This window comes from Tistrella sp., from assembly GCF_002684955.1.
Lineage (GTDB): Bacteria > Pseudomonadota > Alphaproteobacteria > Tistrellales > Tistrellaceae > Tistrella > Tistrella mobilis.
In genome coordinates, this window is the sequence record NZ_NYWI01000066.1 from 40,407 (window position 1) to 54,930 (window position 14,524).

The following is a 14,524-nucleotide window of genomic DNA, read 5'->3' on the forward strand; positions in this document are numbered from 1 at the left end:
TTACCGCGCGCCCAAGGAGAACCGAATGTCGCCCCAGCTTGATCAGGGAACCGATCGCCGTCACCATGATGATGACCTGGCCCTCCGCCCGGCCTGGCGCCAGCCGGTGCTGAGTATCGAAGCCCTGAGTTGCACTGCCGACAGCTCGTCCGGCGCGATCGACGGCTACGGCTTGTCCTGAGACCTGCCCGCAGTCTTTCCGATCCGCCCGGGATTGCGGGCGCGACGGCCGGGCCCGGGGCCTGCTCGCGGGCCTCTGGCCGCTGGCGATCACCTGCGCCGTTGCCGATCACGGCAGCTTTACCGCGGCGGTGAACGCCGTGCAGTCAACCGCGACCATGCGGGTGACGGAGCTGGAGGCCGAGCCGCGGGCCCCCCACATCCGCCGCAGCAACGGCGTCATGAGGTGCCGACATCCCAGCCGGAACTCCCGTCCGGATTTCTATCTATAATAGATTTTATTATCGATATAATCGTCATAAGTTATTTCCCTCTCGTCCAACCCATGATACCACATGCTTGATACATTCAACGGTTGGAGATAGAAGTGCCGATGTCCCCCGACTGCCACGAGAACAGCACCCCCACCAGGACCGGTCCCCTCCTCGCGGCACGCACGCCCTGGCAACGGCCGGTACTGAACGTCGAAAACTTGGAAAGTACTGCAGGCACTTTTAGCGGGGCGATCTTCGACGGCAGCTTCACCTCCTGATCTTTGCCCGGCTGTACGCCCCCGGCCCCATGCCATAGACTGATGCATCGCCCTCTGATGCATCACTCATGGTGATCGGCACCCCATGGACCTGCGCCAGCTGAAGATCTTCTGTGCCGTCGTCGATCACGGCAGTTTCACAGCGGCGGCAGAGGCCGTGCACACCGTGCAGTCAAACGTGACCATGCGGGTGAAGGAGCTGGAGGCCGAGCTGGGGCAGCCTCTGTTCATCCGACAGAAGAGCGGCGTGGTGCTCACCTCGGCCGGGATCACCTTTCTCGGCTATGCGCGGCGGATCCTGCAGCTGACGGAAGAAAGCCGGGCGGCGCTGGCGGAGACCGGCACGCCGGCCGGGCCGCTGCGGCTGGGGGCGATGGAGACGACCGCCGCCATCCGCCTGCCCCGGCTGCTGGGCGCCTGCCGGGCGCGCTATCCGGACGTGCAGATGTCGCTGACGACCGGCACCACGGCCGAGCTGATCAAGGCGGTCGAAGACCACCGGCTCGACGGCGCCTTTGTCGGCGGGCGGCATCGGAACCCGGCCCTGGTTCAGGACGAGCTGTTCCGGGAAGAGCTGGCGCTGATCAGCGACAGAAGTCTCGCCTCACGCGACGCCCTGATCGATACCCTGCCGCAGCAGACGGTGTTCGTCTTCCGCGCCGGCTGCTTCTACCGCTCCACGCTGGAAAGCTGGTTCCATCAGGCCGGGCTGGTACCGGGGCGGATCATGGAAATGGGCACGCTGGACGGCATCCTGTCCTGCGTCGCCGCCGGCATGGGCATCACCCTGCTGCCGGCCGCCGTGGCCCGCAGCTCCAGCCTGGCCGACTTGCTGCACTGCCACGACCTGCCGCCGGAAGTCGCCACCGTCACCACGGTCTTCATCCGCCGCCAGGGTGCCCCGGTCAGCGCGGCGCTGAAAGCCTTCATCGCCCTGGCGCAGGCCATGTTCAGCCCGCCGTCCCCGCCGGCAGACCCCGGATGAGTTCCGCCATGCGATCCGCGGCGGGCAGGACGTCATGGATGCGCCCGGCCCCCTGCCCGGCATAGAGCGACAGCTTGCGCGCCATCCGCGGCGCGTCGATCGCGCGGGCGCCCCCGCCCACGAAGCGCAGCAGGTTCCAGCGGTCGCGATTGGGGATCACCCGATGCGGCGTGCCGTAGCGCCAGCCGAAGGAATATCCGGTGCGATATTCGGTGTCGTCGGTGGTGGCCTCGACGATCTTGCGCTTGTAGAGCGGGTGCGCTTCTGATTCCGCGCTCGCCACGAAGGCCGTGCCGACCAGCACGCCCGCAGCACCCAGGCTCATGGCCGCCCTCACATCCTCGCGCGTGGTGATGCCCCCCGCCGCCAGAACCGGGCGGCCATCCGCATGGTCCATGATCGCCGGCAGCAGCGCCATCAACCCGATCGTGCCGCGATTGAGGTGCCCGCCGGCCTCCGCCCCCTGGGCGGCGATGATGTCGGCGCCCGCCGCGATCGCCCGGCGGGCCAGCGCCACCGTGCCCGTCTGCACCATGACCACCAGCCCCGCCGCCTTGGCCCGCGGGATCATGTCGGCACCGTAATCCTCGGCATAGAACAGCGACAGCAGCCGCGGCCGTTCCTCCAGAACCACCCGGAACTGCGCCTCGAACACGTCGGGCCCGCCGAACTGGGGCACCAGATTGACACCGAAGGGCCGATCGGTCAGCGACCGGGTCTCGCGGATCCATCTTCTTAGCGCCTGGGGCGGGAGGCGCAGCCCGCCGAGCACGCCCATGCCCCCGGCCTCCGCCACCGCCGCCACCAGCCGGGGCCCTGAAATCGCCGCCATGCCCGCCAGAAACACCGGATGGCGGACACCGCAGAGCCCTACGACGGCCTGGTCCTTCGCCTCGCCCATCTCTCACAACTCCACATGCTTGCCGAGCATCCGCTGCACGGCCGGGGTTTTGAGCACGACGTGATTTTTCCAGGCGCCGAACAGATGCAGCGCCAGCCCGGCCAGGAAGGCCGCCCCGCCGATCGCGAACAGCGTGTCGACCAGGGCTTTCAACCCGGGGGCGGGATCGATCAGCCGCGGCAGGGCATGGCCGCCCGGCAGGACGACCGCCTCCCCGCCCGCCGCCCTCGACAACCACACCGCCGCCGGCAGCAGAACCATGGCCAGGGCCAGCGCCGCCGCGACCGAGCGGCCGATGATCACCTCCACCGGATTGGGCGTGCCCACCGGCAGCGGATGAAACGAGGTGATCCGTGCATAAAACCGGTAGATCGAGACCAGAAACAGCACCAGGCCCAGCAGGTTCTGCACCTCCGCCAGCCCAGTATCCGCCGCCCTGCCCCGCCCCGCGGCCATCACGATCTCCAGCCCCAGGATCGCCACCAGCAGCGCCGCCACGATCCAGTGCAGCGCGATGGTGACCGGCGAAAAGCCTAGCCCGTTATCCCGCCATTGCATGATGTCCTCCCGCCGTTACGACCCCATTGCCCTGTGCCCGATGGCCCCTGTGCCCCACCCTAACGGCGCCGGGACATCATGCATAATGCTGAATATTGATCTTTTCCATCACTTGAAGTGATTTCTACGTGCGTCATCACGTCTGTTGAAGGCGGTGTCGCCGGGCATATGATGGGTTGGTGAACGCATTTCGCGACGGGGGCCCGGCCGGCATCCCCCTCCGCGTGGCAGGGAGATGACGCTGATGGACACCGTCGCGGCCACAGCCATTGCGCGACGCCTCTGCTGGACCACGCGTCCGACGGCAGCGGTACTCTCGCCCAAGGCAAGGGTCGCCGCCTGCCGTGCCGCTTTCGCGCAGGGGCGGGCCACACCGGCCACCGGCCTGTTCCTGCTGGACGCCCTGTTCAAGGCCGGCGCGTTCGACGAGGCCCTCGCCTTTGCCGGCGACAATCCGCGTCCGGAAGGGACCGATCCGGCCTGGGATATCGCGCTGATCCGCATCCTTCTGGCAGCGGGACACAAGGCGCGCGCGCTGGCGCGGGCCGATGCCGCGCTCCGGGTCGTGCCCGATCACCTCGGGTTGCTGCGCGAACGCGCCGAGATGCTGATTCGCCTGAACCGGGGTGCCGAGGCCGAGGCGGATGTCGTGCAGCTGCTGGAACGGGGCGATCAGGCGCTGAGCCCGCTGATGACCAGGCTTCTGACGAAGCGCAAAGACCCCGCCTGGCTGCTGGCGATGCTGGACCGCCGGCCCGCGCTTTTCCTGCCCGGCGAGGCACCGCTCACCCGGGTGCAGTGCCTGCTGGCCCTGGGTCGGACGGCAGAGGCCCTGGACTGGATGGATGTCGACAGGCTGTTGCTACAGGCGCCGCTGCCCCTGCCCGATATCGGCAATGCCGATCTGTTCCGCCGGGCGGTCATCGACGAGATCACCCGGGCTGCCGCCACAGGCCCCAAACCCTCCGACGTCTCGACTTTGGGCGGGGTGCAGACCAGCGTGCCGCTGGACGGCATGACCCATATGCCGGTTCTGCTGGCAGCGATCAGGGCCCGGATCGACCGCTATGCGGACGACCTGCCGGCCGATCACCCGTTCACGGCCATGATGCCGCGGGCGGCCACGCTTCAGGCCTGGTCGGTCTGCCTTGGCCCGGGCGGGCGGCAGGCACCGCACACCCATCCGTCAGGCTGGCTCAGCGGCGTCTGCTATCTTGCCGCGCCGGAGGTGGATGAAACTGCCGGGGCACTGGTCATTCCCACAACGGCCGATCTGCCCCGGGCCCTGGTGCCGGAAGCCGGAAAGCTGGTGCTGTTCCCGTCCTATTTCATGCACACCACCCTGCCCCACCGCAGCGAGCAGCCGCGGATCTGTGTCGCCTTCGACGTAGTGCCCGACCATATCGCCGCCAGCGCCGGGGCGCAGTGATCCGGCCAGGTCACCCCGCGCGCATCACCATCCCATACAGATCCCGCGGATCGTCCGGATCCGCCAGCAGGTCCAGATCCTGGGCGAAGGGGGTCTCGGCCACGCGGTCGCGGATATAGCGCAGCGCCGAGAAGTCCTCGATCGCGAAGCCGACGCTGTCGAACAGGGTCACGGCATCGGCGGCGCGGCGGCCCGGGGCGTCGCCGGTCAGGACCTGCCAGAATTCCGTGACCGGATGGTCGGGGGCCAGCTGCTGGATTTCGCCCTCGATGCGGGTCTGGGGGGCGTATTCGACGAAGATGTCGGCGCGGGTCAGGATGCCGGCCGCAAGTTCGGTCTTGCCCGGGCAGTCGCCGCCCACCGCATTCAGATGCACGCCCGCACCCACCATATTGTCCGACAGGATGGTGGCGCGGCGCTTGTCGGCGGTGACGGTGGTGATGATCTCCGCCCCCTCCACCGCCGCCTCGGCCGAGCGGCAGGCGGTGATGGTGAAGCCGGCGGCGTCCAGATTGCGGCGGAATTTGGCGGTCGCCGCCGGGTCGGTATCCCAGAGCCGCAGCCGGTCGATGCCGAGCAGGGCGCGGAAGGCCAGCGCCTGGAATTCCGACTGCGCGCCGTTGCCGATGATCGCCATGGTCGTGGCACCTTCAGGTGCCAGATGCCGTGCAGCCAGCGCCGACATGGCGGCTGTGCGCAGCGCCGTCAGAATGGTCATTTCGGTCAGCAGCACGGGATAGCCGGTCGCCACATCCGCCAGCATGCCGAAGGCGGTGACGGTCTGGCGGCCGGTGGCGGTGTTCTTCGGGTGGCCGTTGACGTATTTGAAGCCATAGGCGCGGCGGTCGGCCGCGGGCATCAGCTCGATCACCCCATCGGGGCTGTGGGCGGCGATGCGCGGGGTCTTGTCGAATTCCGGCCAGCGGCGGAAATCATCGGCGATATAGCCGGCCAGATCGGCCAGCACCCGTTCCACCCCCAGATGCAGCACCAGCTTCATCATGTGGTCGACCGAGACGAAGGGCACGAGATTGAGCGTGGCGGGGGTGTGCAAAGCGGTCATGACCGGTCACTCCGTGTCGGGTAGTCCATAACCCGGCGGCCCAGCAGGCTGGCCAGCAGGTCGACCATCAGCAGCGCGGTGCGGCCGCGCTCGTCCAGGAAGGGGTTCAGTTCCACCAGATCGACGCTGTCGACCAGCCCCGCCTCGTGCAGCATCTCCATCACCAGATGCGCCTCGCGGAAACTGGCACCGCCGGGCACGGTGGTGCCCACACCGGGCGCGATGGCAGGGTCCAGGAAGTCCACATCCAGGCTGAGATGCAGCCGCCCGCCGGCCGCCTGAACCCGGTCCAGAAACGGGCGGAGCAGGGCGACCATGCCGTGTTCGTCGATGCGGCGCATGTCGTGCACGGTGATGCCCGAAGCCGCCAGCGGCCCGCGTTCGGCCGCATCCACGCTGCGGATGCCGATCATGCAGATATGGGCGGGGTCGACCAGCGCCGCGGGTTCCGGGAAATGCCCGGCAAAGCCCGGCCGGCCGGTGGCATAGGCCATCGGCACGCCGTGCAGATTGCCGCTGACGGTGGTCTCCAGCGTGTGGAAATCGGGATGGGCATCCAGCCAGAGCACGAAAAACGGCCGCCCTTCGGCCGCGGCCCGCCGGGCCAGCCCGGTCAGCGTGCCCGCCGCCAGCGCATGGTCGCCGCCCAGAAACACCGGCAGATCGTCGGGCCCGGCACTGGCGGCAAAGGCCGCATCGGCAATCGCCGCGGTCCAGCCGGCGATGCGGGCCAGGTGTTTCAGCGCCGGATTGTCATGGGGTCCGGACAGACGATCCGTGCGGGCTGTCGGCTCGGCGCGGGGCGCCAGATCGCCCTCGTCGGTGACGCGATGGCCCAGCGCCGCCAGCGCCTCGACGATGCCGGCGGTGCGAAAGGCGGCCGGCCCCATGGCGCAGCCGCGCCGCCCGGCCCCCTCTTCCAGCGGCACGCCGATCAGCCGGCAATGGCGCGGCCGCTCCCCCTGGTCGGTCTCCGTCATCGGGCAGTTCCCTTCCTGTCCGGTGATCACCTGACAGGAATCGAAACATGGCCGCGCGGCGGAGTGGAGACGGCAGATCGGCGGAAAGCGCTGCCGGGTTTACCGAAGTGGCAGCAGTTTCCGCCGAAATGGCAGGCCCCTCTGAATTACGCCGCCCCGAAAGCCCAGGACATGTAGCCGACCACCCGCCGCCGGTCGGGTTCGGGGAAGGCGGCGAGCGCCGACATCACCGCCGCACCGACCACGCCACCCAGGATGCACAGCCCGGCGCGGCTTTCGCAGAAGCCGCGGGATGCCGCCGCCTCGGTCTGCGGCGGCTCGATCGCCCGCACGCGGATCACCGGCTGGCTGCGATGGGTCACAGCCGGCGTGGTGGTGTGGGCAGTGGCGGCAGAGACGGCGGGTGCCGGTGCCGGTGTCGGTGTCGGTGTCAGCGCCGGGGCCGGGGCCGGGGCCGGGGCCGGCGTCACCGCGGCCGCCAGCGCCGTGCCGGCCGCCCGGCCATTGGCCAGCCCGTCGATCGATGCGGTGCGCACCGGCACGGATTTGGCGGTCAGCGCATCATCGCGGTCCAGAAAATAGACCGTGACATTCTCCCCCGGCCGATGCGCCGCAATTGCGGTGAACACGTCGTGGGTGCGCTGCAATTCGGTATCGTCGATGCGGAACAGATAATCCCCGGCCGCCACCGTGCCCGCCAGCGGCGAGCCGGCATCGACCTCGGCGACGCGGACGAAGATCCGGCCGTCCTTGCGATAGGGCACCGCTTCCAGCGTAATGCCCAGCCGGGCGCCCTGATCGGCGGCCAGCCGGCCGGCGGACCAGTCATGCGCGAAGGGTGCCCTTCCCTCGCCAAACCGGCCCTCGCCAAACCGGCCCTCGCCAAAACCGCCTCCACCGGAACCGCCGATATCTTGGGAAGCTTCCGCGGCGAGCGCGGGTCCGGACATCCACGACAGGCTAAAGATCAACGACGCGGCAAGCGCCTTCTTCATCTGTCCTCCCCGGCCGATGTTTCGGCCTGTCTCTTATATTTATGAGAGTGATGGTAAAGGAGGGTAGTCCCAAGTCAACGCACAAAAGCACCGACTCCCAAATGCTGCAGAGCAATATTCATCTCGGATTGGTTGAAAATCCGATCCGGATCGACCCCAGGAGCCCCGATGTCCCTGCCCGAACTCGACCCGCTGGACCAGCGCCTGATCACCCTGCTGCGCCATGACGGCCGGCGCAGCATTTCCGACCTCGCCATCGATCTGGCGGTTTCCCGCGCCACCGTGCGGTCGCGGATGGAGCGGCTGGAAAAGGCCGGGGTGATCCTGGGCTACACCGTCATCCTGCGCGCCGATGCGGTGGAAGATCCCGTCCGCGGCATCATGCTGATCGAGGTGGAGGGCCACGCCGCCGACCGGGTGATCAAGGCGTTGAGCGGCATGCCCGCGGTCCAGGAAATCCACACCACCAACGGCCGCTGGGACCTGATCACCACCCTCTCGGCCACCAGCCTGCCCGATCTGGACCAGGTGCTGCGCCGCATCCGCCTGATCCCCGGCATCACCGCCAGCGAAACCAACCTGCTGCTGGCGACACCGCGGACGACGCGGGCCAGATTGTGAGACGCTGGGAACAGCCCCGCTCTGGACAGACCGGGGCACCCTCTGTCATGGTGGACTCACTGGCATTGTAAAGGGCATTGCCTCTTATAAGGGACACGGGATATGGCCGACGCCGCAGTGTTCGATCTGGTCATTCGTGGGGGGCGGGTGGTCGACCCGGAAACCGGGCATGATGCCGTGGCCGATGTCGGGATCACGGGCGACCGGATCGCGGCCATCGGGCCCATGCTCGCGGCCGGGCGGCGCGAGATCGATGCGGCGGGGCTGGTGGTGGCGCCGGGCTTCATCGATCTGCATGCCCATGGCCAGTCGATCCCGGCCGACCGGATGCAGGCCTTCGACGGGGTCACCACCGCGCTGGAGCTGGAGGTGGGCGCCCTGCCCGTGGCGGCCTGGTACGATCATCAGCAGGCGGCCGGCCGGGTGCTGAATTACGGGGCGGCCGCCGCCTGGCTGTTCGCGCGCAAGGCGGCGATGATCGGGCTGGACCTGAACAGCGGCCTGCCGCCGATCGCGATGATGGGCGCGGGCGCCGGTGACATGCGCTGGTCGGTCGATGCCGCCACGCCCGCCCAGACCGAAACCATCGTCGACCTCACCCGCCGGGGGCTGGACGAGGGCGCGCTCGGCATCGGCATTCCCCATGGCTATGCCTCGGGCGCCGGGCTGAAGGAGATGAGCCGGATCTGCGCGCTCGCCGCCGCATACGACCGCCCGACCTATACCCATATCGCCTATATGTCGAACATCGACCCCAGAAGCTCGGTCCAGGCCTATGTCCAGCTGATCGGCCTGGCGGGGGCGACCGGCGCGCATATGCATATCTGCCATCTGAACAGCCCCAGCCTGCGCGACATCGAAGAGGCGGCGGGGCTGATCCGCACCGCCCAGGCCCAGGGCCTGCCGGTCACGACCGAGGCCTATCCCTATGGCACCGGCTCCACCGTGCTCAGCGCCGGCTTTTTCATGGAAAGCGATTTCGCCGAGCGCACCGGCACCGGCTATGGCGCGATCGAGGTGGTGAGCACCGGCCGGCGTTTCGCCGACCGCGACGAACTGGCCGCGGCCCGTGCCGAGGCGCCCGAATCCCTGGTGCTCTGGCATTTCCTCGACACCGACGACCCGCACGACACGAAGCTGCTCGACATCTCGGTCACCTTCCCCGGCGGCGCCATCGCCTCCGACGCCGTGCCGTGGAGCAACCCCGACGGCTCGCTCTATGACGGCGAGGACTGGCCGCTGCCGGCCGACAAATCGTCGCATCCGCGGTCATCCGGCACCTTCACCCGCTTCCTGGCCCAATGGGTGCGGGAACGCGAGGTGGTGCCGCTGGTCGAAGCCATGGCCAAATGCTCGCTGATCCCGGCGCAGATCGTGGAAAGCTGCAGCAGCGCCTTCCGCCGCAAGGGCCGGCTGCAACCCGGCTGCGATGCCGATATCGTGGTCTTCGATCTGGCCCGGGTGCAGGACCGCGCAACCTTCGAAGCCATGCATCTGCCGGCCGAGGGCATGGTCCATGTGCTGGTCAATGGCGAGGCGGTGATCAGCGGCGGCGACCTGGTCCGCGACGCCCGCCCCGGCCGCCCCATCCGGAGCGATCCGCGATGACGGCAGCGCCCCCGCCCCCTCCGCCTGCAACCGTCCCCATCCTCGTCGTCACCGGCTGGCTGGGGGCGGGCAAGACCACGCTGATCAACAGCCTGCTGGCGGGGGCCGGCGGTCGGCGCATCGCCGCGATCGTGAATGATTTCGGCGCCATCAACATCGACGAAGAGCTGATCCGCGCCCGCACCGATACCGTCGTCGGCCTGGCGAATGGCTGCGTCTGCTGCACCTTGCAAGGCGATCTGTTGCGCACCCTGAAACTGCTGCTCGCCGACGATCCGTCGCCGGATCAGATCATCGTCGAGGCGAGCGGCGTGGCCGACCCGGCCGGCATCATCCAGGCCCTGACCGACCCGGTGCTGTGGAAGAGCACGCGGCTGGATGCCGTGCTCTGCGTGGTCGATGCCGAGGATCTGGTGGCAAACCCTGCCCGGCGCGCCGACCCGCTCTGGCAGGCGCAGCTGGCGGCGGCGAGTTTCGTGGTCCTCACCAAGGCCGGCGGGCTCGACGCCGGGGCTGCGGTCGATCTCGCCCGCAGCCTGTCGCCCGGGGCGAAGCCGCCGGTGATCGACACGGCGCGCGAACCCCTGCCTGTAGCGCTGCTGCTGGATGGCGGCCCCGACCTCCCCGCCCTGCCCGGCCGACGCTTCACCGCCACCGCCGCCGGTGAAGGCCAGGGAGAGGGGGGCCATGCGGGCAGCCGTTTCGCCACCACCACCTGGCAGGGTACGGGCCCCGTCAGCCTGGTGGCGCTTCAGGCGCTGATCGGCGCGCTGGCGCCGGTGCTGGTCCGCGCCAAGGGGATCTTCCGCTTCACGGAAAAGCCCGGCCAGACCTGGCTTCTCCAGATGGTCGGACAAAGGGTGACGCTGGCACCGCTTTCGGGAGATTATCCGGAAGGTTGCCGCCTGGTCCTGATTGCAGAGGCCGGGCGGCTTGACGGCGCGGCCATCGCCGCGCAGCTTGCGCCACAGACACCTCTTTAACCGGAAGAAGAACCGCATTCATGCAGCGTGCGAAGGGCACCGACCGCATTCTCGACATCCTTGAACATCTGGAGACCGAGACCAGGCCGGTCAGCCGCAATGCGCTGGCCAAGGCGCTGAACTGCCCGCGGTCGACGATCTATTCCCTGGTCGACCAGCTGGTCGCCCGCGACTGGCTGACCCAGGACGACAGCGGCACCATCAGCCTTGGCCATCGCGTGGGGCTGCTGGGCCTCGCCTATTCACGCAATGCCCGGTTCGAGCCTGTGGCCCGCGAGGTGGTGCAGCGGGTGGCGAGCGAGGCCGGCGTGGTCACCGAAATCAACATCGCCGACAGCTGGCAGCAGCTGGTGCTGATTTCGGCCACCGGCCGCAGCCGCAATTATCTGCGCACGGTGGAAGGCTCGCGCTACCCCCTGCCGATCACCGGCTCGGCGCGGCTGCAGCTGGCCGACATCCCGCGCGACGTGATCCGCCGCAACATCCCGGACGAAGACTTCCGCCTGGGCTCGGGCGAGATTCTGCCCTTCGAGACCTTCTGCGCCGAAATCGACCAGCCCCGCCGCGACGGCCATTTCATCGCCCGCGGGCTGATCGACCGCTATGTCGGCACGGCGGGCGTACCGATCCTGAACCGCCACGGCCACTGCGTCGCCACCCTCAGCATCATCCTGCCCCAGGCCGACCTGGACGCGCGCCAGGACGACCTCCTCGACCTCCTGCGCCGGGGCGCCGACGAACTGTCGGGCTACCTGCGCGCCGCCGTCTGGCCGATGGGCGACCGGGCTTATGGGCATCTGTTTCATGATCGGGTGGGGGTTGGGGGGGCGGTGGGGGCGGGGTGAGAGGGTGAAGGCAGCCGACGGGCCTGCCTCACATCCGACCCGTTCGCGGCCGCGCATCAGGAGATGATGACTGATGACCTCGGACACGCCCTCGTGACGGATGCGCAGAAATCAGCCGTAAACCGTTACCGCCGGCGGTAAGCTTTTCGGCAACAGGCGCGAGGCGATCTTACCGCGCAGGACATGGAAGATCGCATTCACGATTTCCCGCATCAGGGCCCCCGACGCGGACGATCCGTTCGGGCCGAACGCGTCGCTCAGATCGCTCCCATAACGCAGGGCTGTGCGGCTATACTACCGACGGATGACCGGGGATCGACATCCGGTTCTTTGAACACGCTTTGACAACTGTTTAGAATCACAAATAGTTTCCGCCATCCACCTCATTTTCAGTTTCGGGACGCCCTCTAAGCGGGGTTTTCAGTGTTTTCGGGGGTAGGGTCCGCCGCTTGGATGTCGGTGCTGTCGTCGGCTTCCTCGACTATGACACCTTCCAGATATTGGCTGTGCTTTTCCTGAAGATACTTTATTGCGGTGCTTTCATCGGCGGAGTGTTGCAGATGCTCCTGAAAGAACTGTAGGCGGGCACGGTTTTCCTCTATGAGCTCGCCCCACGTCTTAATGCCGACAATATGTCGAGGCCCTTTTGCAACTAGACGCCGCTCGCGATCCGGCCCGTTATCGATGTCGTTTTTGGCAAAGTCATCATAGGCGTTGGACACAAGCCAAAAATGCCAGCGGACTCCGTCGACAGTCGAAAATCGCTCATCCGATGTGACAGCGATTGCATATTGCTTCGCCTGGATAATTTCCTTGGCGCCGATCTTCACCTTCGGCGCCTTAAGCTCGACGATCATGTGTTCGATGTCGTTGGCTCGGTGGCGGCGAGTGGATCGGGAGAACATCAGATCGATGATGCCGCGCGTCTTGCCGATCACCTTCACTGGCTCATCAATCGAGATGTCCGGATCGAGGTGATCTCGGTGCTTTTCGAGGACACGGCGAAGGTCCTTATCGCTGACCCAAAGATTATACTCTTCGCCGAAGATCCAGGTGTTTTCGGCAAGAATCTTGTGAAGCTGCGTCCGCTCCTTCAGCCGGCCCTTGGTCTCGGGATCGAAGACGATCGACTCAAGGGCTGAGATGAACTTCAGCCGGTCGGCAACCGTCTTGGCAGCAGTGATGATGGCGGAAAGCGTCGTCTCCTGCAGTAGCGTTGCGAGCTCTTTTTGCTTGCGGGCCGGGAGCTCCAGCACTTCCTTCAAGATGAGCTGTAGCTCTTCCGGTCCGCGCTCGATCGCGTTGCGGAGCATGCGAAGGTGGAGCGCTTTCGCCTTTGCCGAGCTGAGGCCGAGGTCCGGCGCTAGTTCCTGGACCTGAACCGCGACGATATCGAAAACCTGACGCTCCACCTTCTCGACACTGTTTTGTGGTTCGCCCCGATAAGGATAGACATCCTCGGCGATCCATTCTTCGACAAGCGATCGCGCCTTTTCTGCCGCCTTGTCTCGGAAATAGTCCTTGATCGTAGATCGTGCTTCTTCGACCGCGCCAGTGAGTAGAGGATCCATTTCAGAGAGCGCGACTCGCTCCTCATTGTGGAGCTCCTCGATGTAGCTCGATTTCAGGTATGCCGAAAACAAGAAACCGGGGACGTGAAAACGTGTCTCGACCTGATCAAACGGAAATCCGTTCGCGGAGCAGAGATACAGCACTCGTCGGGCGTCCGTGCGCCACTCGATAACCTCCAACTCCACGCCATGTTGGGTGCCGTCCGCAGTTATGATCGGCGCAAGAGAAGCCTTGTGGCGGCTCGCTATCGCCTTCTCGGGATCCAGCCTTTGGCCGGCGATCGATACTGATACACTGCGATAATTCATGAGGTAGAGAGCGAAAATCTCATTCAGACCCTGGAAACCTTCCTCGCTCTCGAAGATGCTGAAATCGCGCCGGAGATCGTCGATTTCAACGATCACGCCTGTCCGTCGGTCAGGAGCAGGGACCTCATCCGTGATCGTGACGTCCGTAAGGTCAGAGTCCAGAAGCCTGATGTCGAACGCTTTGCGCCCGTCTGCGCCATCGTAACACACTTTCCAGGTGGCCGATTGGCCGAGGGCGAATGCCTTGTAACGGCCGCGACCCTCCTGGCCATGGATCATGCGGTGAGTGCGCTTCGTATGGCGCGTGTCACGCTTCCACGAGCCACCGAGATTGCCAAACAGCACCCGTGCATCGACGCGAGAGAACCCGTCGCCATTGTCGTAGACAACGATCTTCGACATACCGCCCGCCAGATCGTTGTGTTCGAATTCAACCGAGACGTCGCTGGCCTCTCCATCGAGACTGTTCCACAGCAGTTCGGCGAGCGCAGGTATTGGCTTCGCCTTTGTTTGGCGGACCAGAAAGTCATCTCTCACTGCAACGGAGACGTGTTCTTCACCTGTCATAAATTCTCTCCGTATGCGGTCCACTTGAAGCGGGTCGATCGATGCAACCGACGACACCGTTCCACTATCAAGCCTGTTTGCCTCGCCTCCTGGCAAGAGGGGACATCGCTTTCTCCGTGGCGCGCTAGGCTCCAGACTCAATCACATCCAGAACGCGATGATGGCCGCAAGGGCCACGGCTGATAGGAAATTGGCGGCGAGCTTGTCATAGCGGGTCGCGACACGCCTGAAATCCTTGAGGCGGCAGAAAGCGTTCTCAACGAGATGCCGATTGCGATAACGCTTCCGGTCATACGCCACCTTCCGTTTTCGGTTGGTCCGCCCCGGGATCACCGGAACGGTACCGCGGTCGCGCAGGGACGCGCGGAGCCTGTCGGCGTCATAGCCCTTGTCCGCG

Annotated in this window: 14 protein-coding genes and 1 pseudogene; 7 read left to right on the top strand and 8 right to left on the bottom strand. The window is 66.5% G+C overall.

Going from position 1 to position 14,524, the window contains the following annotated elements:
• The first annotated feature begins 25 nt into the window (after positions 1–25).
• Together CMO28_RS20220 and CMO28_RS20225 are read left to right on the top strand one after the other, a co-directional pair.
• On the top strand, positions 26–181 hold the full coding sequence (locus tag CMO28_RS20220; protein WP_296716231.1) for a hypothetical protein: 156 nt from the start codon (positions 26–28) through the stop codon (positions 179–181).
• 616 nt (positions 182–797) lie between these two features.
• A complete protein-coding gene (locus tag CMO28_RS20225; RefSeq protein ID WP_296716233.1) occupies positions 798–1,697 on the top strand; it encodes a LysR family transcriptional regulator in 900 nt (299 codons plus the stop codon).
• On the opposite strand, the gene CMO28_RS20230 is transcribed toward CMO28_RS20225, so the two are convergent.
• Both CMO28_RS20230 and CMO28_RS20235 read right to left on the bottom strand, forming a co-directional pair.
• Entirely contained in the window at positions 1,663–2,598 is a 936-nt protein-coding gene (locus tag CMO28_RS20230; protein ID WP_296716234.1) for an NAD(P)H-dependent flavin oxidoreductase, read from the bottom strand. The two genes, CMO28_RS20225 and CMO28_RS20230, sit on opposite strands and share 35 nt — an antisense overlap.
• A 3-nt stretch (positions 2,599–2,601) precedes the next feature.
• On the bottom strand, positions 2,602–3,156 hold the full coding sequence (locus CMO28_RS20235) for a cytochrome b (protein ID WP_296716236.1): 555 nt from the start codon (positions 3,154–3,156) through the stop codon (positions 2,602–2,604).
• A gap of 244 nt (positions 3,157–3,400) precedes the next feature.
• Between CMO28_RS20235 and CMO28_RS20240 the strand changes: the two genes are divergently transcribed.
• On the top strand, positions 3,401–4,585 hold the full coding sequence (locus CMO28_RS20240; RefSeq protein WP_296716239.1) for a putative 2OG-Fe(II) oxygenase: 1,185 nt from the start codon (positions 3,401–3,403) through the stop codon (positions 4,583–4,585).
• Between the two features lie 10 nt (positions 4,586–4,595).
• Here CMO28_RS20240 and CMO28_RS20245 read toward each other — a convergent pair whose 3' ends face one another.
• The 3 genes from CMO28_RS20245 to CMO28_RS20255 all read right to left on the bottom strand — a co-directional run bounded on the left by CMO28_RS20245 (position 4,596) and on the right by CMO28_RS20255 (position 7,623).
• Positions 4,596–5,648, bottom strand: a complete 1,053-nt coding sequence (locus tag CMO28_RS20245) for an ornithine cyclodeaminase (RefSeq protein ID WP_296716241.1) — start codon at positions 5,646–5,648, stop codon at positions 4,596–4,598.
• A complete protein-coding gene (rocF, locus tag CMO28_RS20250; protein ID WP_062762356.1) occupies positions 5,645–6,628 on the bottom strand; it encodes an arginase in 984 nt (327 codons plus the stop codon). The genes CMO28_RS20245 and rocF overlap by 4 nt, the downstream gene beginning before the upstream one ends.
• 146 nt (positions 6,629–6,774) lie before the next feature.
• On the bottom strand, positions 6,775–7,623 hold the full coding sequence (locus CMO28_RS20255) for a PDZ domain-containing protein (protein WP_296716245.1): 849 nt from the start codon (positions 7,621–7,623) through the stop codon (positions 6,775–6,777).
• 168 nt (positions 7,624–7,791) lie between these two features.
• On the opposite strand from CMO28_RS20255, the gene CMO28_RS20260 reads away from it, so the two are divergent.
• The 4 genes from CMO28_RS20260 (at position 7,792) to CMO28_RS20275 (ending at position 11,680) form a co-directional block, all read left to right on the top strand.
• On the top strand, positions 7,792–8,244 hold the full coding sequence (locus CMO28_RS20260) for an Lrp/AsnC family transcriptional regulator (protein WP_062762351.1): 453 nt from the start codon (positions 7,792–7,794) through the stop codon (positions 8,242–8,244).
• A gap of 102 nt (positions 8,245–8,346) precedes the next feature.
• Positions 8,347–9,852 carry an amidohydrolase family protein gene (locus CMO28_RS20265; protein ID WP_296716248.1) on the top strand — a complete coding sequence of 502 codons (1,506 nt, stop codon included), beginning with the start codon at positions 8,347–8,349 and terminating at the stop codon, positions 9,850–9,852.
• On the top strand, positions 9,849–10,835 hold the full coding sequence (locus tag CMO28_RS20270; protein ID WP_296716249.1) for a CobW family GTP-binding protein: 987 nt from the start codon (positions 9,849–9,851) through the stop codon (positions 10,833–10,835). The genes CMO28_RS20265 and CMO28_RS20270 overlap by 4 nt, the downstream gene beginning before the upstream one ends.
• 20 nt (positions 10,836–10,855) lie before the next feature.
• Positions 10,856–11,680, top strand: a complete 825-nt coding sequence (locus CMO28_RS20275; protein ID WP_296716251.1) for an IclR family transcriptional regulator — start codon at positions 10,856–10,858, stop codon at positions 11,678–11,680.
• 9 nt (positions 11,681–11,689) lie between these two features.
• Here CMO28_RS20275 and CMO28_RS29955 read toward each other — a convergent pair.
• The 3 genes and pseudogenes from CMO28_RS29955 to CMO28_RS20285 form a co-directional block, all read right to left on the bottom strand.
• Positions 11,690–11,893 (bottom strand): annotated as a pseudogene (locus CMO28_RS29955) (transposase); the annotation flags it as partial.
• A gap of 194 nt (positions 11,894–12,087) precedes the next feature.
• The gene (locus CMO28_RS20280) at positions 12,088–14,127 is read right to left on the bottom strand and encodes an ATP-binding protein (RefSeq protein WP_296716253.1); all 2,040 of its coding nucleotides are present in this window, start codon (positions 14,125–14,127) and stop codon (positions 12,088–12,090) included.
• Between the two features lie 141 nt (positions 14,128–14,268).
• On the bottom strand, positions 14,269–14,524 hold a 256-nt coding region (locus tag CMO28_RS20285; RefSeq protein WP_296716256.1), incomplete at its 5' end, for a transposase.

Bases quoted from the DNA above. Each gene is read 5' to 3' on its own strand.
- CMO28_RS20220 (WP_296716231.1), top strand. From the start codon at position 26: ATGTCGCCCCAGCTTGATCAGGGAACCGATCGCCGTCACCATGATGAT.
- CMO28_RS20225 (WP_296716233.1), top strand. From the start codon at position 798: ATGGACCTGCGCCAGCTGAAGATCTTCTGTGCCGTCGTCGATCACGGC.
- CMO28_RS20230 (WP_296716234.1), bottom strand. From the start codon at position 2,598: ATGGGCGAGGCGAAGGACCAGGCCGTCGTAGGGCTCTGCGGTGTCCGC.
- CMO28_RS20235 (WP_296716236.1), bottom strand. From the start codon at position 3,156: ATGCAATGGCGGGATAACGGGCTAGGCTTTTCGCCGGTCACCATCGCG.
- CMO28_RS20240 (WP_296716239.1), top strand. From the start codon at position 3,401: ATGGACACCGTCGCGGCCACAGCCATTGCGCGACGCCTCTGCTGGACC.
- CMO28_RS20245 (WP_296716241.1), bottom strand. From the start codon at position 5,648: ATGACCGCTTTGCACACCCCCGCCACGCTCAATCTCGTGCCCTTCGTC.
- rocF (WP_062762356.1), bottom strand. From the start codon at position 6,628: ATGACGGAGACCGACCAGGGGGAGCGGCCGCGCCATTGCCGGCTGATC.
- CMO28_RS20255 (WP_296716245.1), bottom strand. From the start codon at position 7,623: ATGAAGAAGGCGCTTGCCGCGTCGTTGATCTTTAGCCTGTCGTGGATG.
- CMO28_RS20260 (WP_062762351.1), top strand. From the start codon at position 7,792: ATGTCCCTGCCCGAACTCGACCCGCTGGACCAGCGCCTGATCACCCTG.
- CMO28_RS20265 (WP_296716248.1), top strand. From the start codon at position 8,347: ATGGCCGACGCCGCAGTGTTCGATCTGGTCATTCGTGGGGGGCGGGTG.
- CMO28_RS20270 (WP_296716249.1), top strand. From the start codon at position 9,849: ATGACGGCAGCGCCCCCGCCCCCTCCGCCTGCAACCGTCCCCATCCTC.
- CMO28_RS20275 (WP_296716251.1), top strand. From the start codon at position 10,856: ATGCAGCGTGCGAAGGGCACCGACCGCATTCTCGACATCCTTGAACAT.
- CMO28_RS20280 (WP_296716253.1), bottom strand. From the start codon at position 14,127: ATGACAGGTGAAGAACACGTCTCCGTTGCAGTGAGAGATGACTTTCTG.